Source organism: Candidatus Thermoplasmatota archaeon, from assembly GCA_035541015.1.
GTDB lineage: Archaea > Thermoplasmatota > SW-10-69-26 > JACQPN01 > JAIVGT01 > DATLFM01.
Map to the genome: position 1 here is coordinate 1 of DATLFM010000046.1, position 4850 is coordinate 4850.

Below are 4850 nucleotides of genomic sequence, written 5' to 3' on the forward strand. Positions count from 1 at the left end.
GCCCCTGCTTGAAAAACGGCGGGACGCGCGCGCGGAACCGAAGGCTGTCCCCCGGGGCCGCCGAGCGGGCGGCGTCCTTGGGGGCAAGCACGAACCCCCGATCGAGCTCGTCGGACTCGACGCCCTTGAGCGCAAGCCCGACGCGGCTTCCCGCGGGCGCGACGTCGACGTCCGTGTCGTGCACTTGGATCGATCGCACCTGGGCGACCCTTTCCGTGGGATGGACCGTGAGATCCTGATGGCGCCGCACCTCGCCGCGCGCGACGATTCCAAGGGCCACGGTTCCGACGCCCTTTACGTTGAAGTGCTGGTCGATCACGACCTTCGTCGGGCCGGGACGGGGCGGGCTCGAGACGTCGAGCAGCCGCTCGCGCAGGTCCGGAAGCGGGGGGTCTTCGAGGATCTCCCACGCGGCAAGACGCGTGTTGCGAAGCAGGGGCGCGACCTGTTCTCGCGTCACGTAGTTGCGAAGAAGGAGCATGCCGCGCTCGGGAGCGAGCGCGTCGGCGGCCACGACCTGCTCGCCAAGGGTGCGGTCGACGGCCTCCACGGAGAGCAGGACGACGTCGCTTGAGGCGAGGCAAAAGGCGAGGCCCTGCACGCGCTCGGGGTAGCGCGCGGGGACGAGCACCGTGAGGCTGCGATCGCCGTCCTTGGCGTTGAACTGGACGACGTCCGTCTCGGAGCCTTTCTTGCCAAGCGCGGAGGCGACGGGAAGGGCGGCGGCCGCGCCCGGAGACCCGAGGACGGCCGCGTTCACGCTGCGCATGCGGCCGGGAAGGCCGTCCAAGGCATGAAGCCTGCGACGGCCTTTTCGGCGACGCGCCGCGTGCGGGGGCTTCCGGCCTTTGCGCCTACTCGTCGTCGTCGGCGCTTGACATCTGCGCCGCGATCGCGTTTGCAAGCATCTCCGGGTCGAGGCCCTCGGGGAGCCCCGCCTGGCCGCTTGCCTCGCGCTCGACGCGCATCTTCTCGAAGTACATGTCAAGCGCCGCTTCCACCGTCTCGGAGATGTTGCTCTCCTTGAAGAGCTTCAAGGCGTGGAGCTTGATGTGCTGCCGGATGGGCAGCTTCACCTTGATGCTCTTGCGTGCGGTGAGGTCGCGCTTTCCGCCCTGGTAGAACAGTCCCCAGTCCGGCGTGTCGCTTCGGTTCGGTTGCGTCATGCGTGTGGTTCCCCCGTTCGATTCGTAGGTCGTCAAATGCTGTTCCTCCGGCGGAGGATCCAGACGGTCTCCCCGACGACAAGCGCCGCCAGAAGCAGCGTCGCGTACAGGAACACCGGCGGTCCCTCGGGCTCGACCGCGCGCAGGCTCACCACGCGCGTGCTGAAGTGCGGGATCGAGACGAGCACCTGCGCGCCGGCCTCGCCGACGAGCACGAAGTACTCGGCGGCGCCGCCGTCGTCGCTTGGGTTCAGGATGTCGGCGTACGAGGAGGCCTGCACGGCCACCTCGCCGTCCAGCGTGATCTGCGCGTTGCCCTGCGCGATGCCGGAGATCGTGGCCCCGTCGAGCGAGATCACGATCGTCTTGCCCGCGGACACCGTGCTCGACACCGTGACGTCCACGCGGCTCTTCGTCGCCGCGGTGACGAGCTGCACGTCGTTGTAGTAGCTCGCCGTGATGGACGTGGTCACGCTGCCCTCAGCGGCGGCCGCGGCCACGAGCGCGGCCCGCGCCTCGGCGGCGGCCTGGGCGCTCGCGGACGCCTGGGCGTTGGCCTGCGCGGAGGCCTGGGCGGCGGCCTTGGCGGCGGCCGAGAGCGAGGCCTGCGTCTGCACGAAGACCTGCCCGCCGACCTTGCCGGAGGCGATGGCCGCATTGAGCATCGCGCGTTGCTGGACCGAGAGCTCCGTCTCGATGCCAACGTGCGTGCGGAAGATCACCTGCGCGCCCGCCTTGAGGTGGGCCACGATCGTGCCGTCGGCGCGGAACTCGAACGACGAGCCCGCCGCCGCGCGGCCGTCCACGCTCGTGAGGATCATCGTCGCGGCCTGGCCGCGCACGTCGAGATCCACGACGGCCTCGCCGCGCGCCTGGACGCGCACGTCTCCGGCCATGCGGAACTCGGCCTGCGTGTCGGCCTTGGCGACGACCTTGAGGTTGGCCGTCGTCGTGTCCGTGACCGTGATCGCGGCCTCGTTGTTCTCGAGGTGGAGCACGGCGGCGCCTTCGGCGCCGGCGGAGACGAAGGCGCTTGCGCCGGCCTTGACCTCGGCGAACACCTCGCCGGAGGCGGCAAGCGCGAAGTCGGCGACGACGCCGGCGCGCACGTCCGTCTTGAGGCTCACGTAGCTTCCCACGGCGCTTCCGTCGTGGTACAGCTTGAAGCTCCCGAAGGCGTCGGCCTTCGCGTTCGCCTTCGCGTCCACGTTGAGGCGCGAGACGATCTTGACGTCGGCCGAGGCGCCGGCGGAGACGCCGGTGTTGACGATCACGCGCACCTGCGACTGGGCCGTCGTCTCGACGTGGTAGCTCGCGCGGCCCTGCGCTTCGATCGCCGCCTGGGCGCTCTCGGCGCGGGCGGCGGCGCGGCCGTTCACGTACACCTGGATGTCGGCGGCGCTCTTGGCCGCAAGCGCGGCCGAGCTCTGCGCGTCGAACACGAAGGTCGCGGCGGCGGAGGCCTGCGCGCGGTAGGAGATCTCGTACTCGCCGCGGGCGGCCGCGTGGACGCGGGCGTCGACGTTCGAGTAGAAGTGGGTCGTGGTCGTGGCGACGGCGCTTCCCTGGACGCCGGCCACCACGTGGGCGCCCACCTTGCCCTCGGCGACCGCCGAGGCGACGACGTGCGCGCTTGCGTGCGCGCGCGCCTGGGCGCTTCCCTGCACGATCACGCGGGCGCCGGCCTCGAGCTGGGCCTTCACGCGGCCCGAGCCCTCGACCGTAAGCTTGCTTGCCGCGGCGACGCTGCCGTCGGCCTTGGCGACGACCATCGTGCCCGCGTAGCCCTTGGCGGACGACTCCAGGCGGACGACCGTGTTGCTTTCGGCGTAGGCGTGCACGCCGGCGCCGAGGTCGAAGGTTGCCGACGCGGCGGCCTTGGCCTCGAGCGCAAGCGACGCGTAGGCGTCGTCGCGGAGCGTAAGCGAGCTCTTCTGGCCCTCGAAGCGGACCTCGGAGCTTCCCTGGGCCGAGGCGCGCGCCCAAGCGTCGCCCTCGACCTTGGCCTTGGCGAAGACCTCCGTCTTCGTGGCGAGGTTGACATAGGCGCTCATCTCGGCGCGCGCGTTGGCGACGACGGCGCTGGAGAAGCTGCCGGTGACCTTGCCGCCGCTGTGGAGCGAGAACCGGCCCTCGGCCTTCGCGGCAAAGGAGGCCTGCCACTCCGCGCGGGCCTGGGCCTCGACGCGGGCGTTGGCCTGCGCGTTTGCCTTGGCAAGCACCGTGAGCGAGTGCTGCGCCTGCGCATTGAAGGAGGGCGTGGAGGCGACGACCTGCGTGCGTCCCTCGGCCTTCGTGGCGAAGTAGGCGGCGGTGCCGGCCTCGGCGGCCGCGGCGACCTCGGCGGCGCTGCGAACCTCGGCGGCAAGCTTGCCGTCGACGTACACGGCGACCTCGTTTCCGCTCTCGACCGCAAGCGTCTCGTGCGCAAGGTCGAAGGCGACCACGGCGCCGGCGGAGCCGGAGCTTGCCACGCGCGTGTGCACGGCGTTCTCCGTCTCGATGGACGTGTCCGTCCAGACCGAGGCGAAGTGGTCGACGTTGGATTGGACGTTGGCGCCGCCGCTGAATTCGGTCACGACCTCGGCGGCAAGCTTGCCGGAGGCCAGAAGCTCGACGAGAGCCTTGGCCTGGGCCTCGCTCTCGACGTAGACGGGCTTGGCGCGGAAGACGATCTGCGATCCCGATTCGAGGTGGGCGCGGACCTCGCAGACGCAGGCCGCGCGGGCTTCCATGGTGGAGCCGGCGCCGGCGGCGCCGTCGGCGGAGAGAAGGACGAGGCTGCCAAGGTAGGCGCCCGAGCCGGAGCGGACGTCGAGGACGCCCTCGCCGGCCGCCTCCGCGCGCGCGCCGGCGGCAAGCTTGTAGGTCACGTCGGCGGCCGAGGTGGCCTGGATGCGGAACTCAGAGCGGGCGTTGTCGTGGAGCGTGACGACGGCGTTGGAGCCGCGAAGGGCGATGGCCGAGGAGCCGACGCCTTGGATCTTCTGGACCTGCGTCCAGCCGGAGATGGAGACGTCGCTGAAGATTTCGGCGCCAAGCGCAAGCGAGGTGAAGGCTTGCAGCGCGCCGCGGGCCTCGAGCACCGTCGCGGCCACGTTCTGGCCGGAGGCGCGCCCTTGGGCGTCGACGAAGATCTCCCCGACGCTTCGGAGGTTGACGGACGTTTGGGCGCTGGCAAGGGGTCCGGAGACTCCCGCGAGCAGCATGCACACCAGGATCGGCGCAAGGATCTTCGACTTCGTCACCGCGAACTCCTCCTTTTCCTCAGCCCTGTTGTTCGCGGTTTGGTCGGCCGTCGACCTTATATTGGCAGGCGAAGGGGCGAGCGCCGAAGGCCGTTTTGGCCCGATTTGGGCGGACGACCCGGGTGCCCCGGGCCGCGGGGGACAAACGTGCGGGAATCTAGAGGACGACCCTGGCCGACGGGTGCGCCGCGATCAGGAGAGCGATCCCGACCGCGACGACGTATCCCGCCGCCAAGGCGTCCGACCGGCGGAGGTTTTCGTGCATCCTTGCATCCCTGCGAGGCAAGACAGCATGGGTCGGCCGGGGGCATATACCGCCAGCGCCGGATTCCTTGGAACCAAGGCGCAAGGCGACATCGGCTCGTGGGCGGCCACGGGCCCGGGGAACTTGGGAAGAAGGGAGAAGGCCCGCGAGAATCGAAGCAAACCGACTACC

The 4850-nt window shown here is 70.4% G+C and carries 3 protein-coding genes; all 3 read right to left on the reverse strand.

What is annotated here, in order from left to right; all coding sequences use genetic code 11:
• The coding region (locus VM681_04275) for an EF-Tu/IF-2/RF-3 family GTPase (protein ID HVL87213.1) at nucleotides 1-790 on the reverse strand (790 nt) is incomplete at its 3' end.
• A gap of 64 nt (nucleotides 791-854) precedes the next feature.
• A complete protein-coding gene (locus VM681_04280; GenBank protein HVL87214.1) occupies nucleotides 855-1166 on the reverse strand; it encodes a hypothetical protein in 312 nt (103 codons plus the stop codon).
• A gap of 32 nt (nucleotides 1167-1198) precedes the next feature.
• Nucleotides 1199-4414: a polymer-forming cytoskeletal protein gene (locus tag VM681_04285; protein ID HVL87215.1), complete on the reverse strand. Its 3216-nt coding sequence runs from the start codon at nucleotides 4412-4414 to the stop codon at nucleotides 1199-1201.
• Nucleotides 4415-4850 lie beyond the last annotated feature (436 nt).

What these genes read in the sequence shown, in the direction of transcription:
- VM681_04280 (HVL87214.1), bottom strand. Translation starts at nt 1,166, where the DNA reads ATGACGCAACCGAACCGAAGCGACACGCCGGACTGGGGACTGTTCTAC.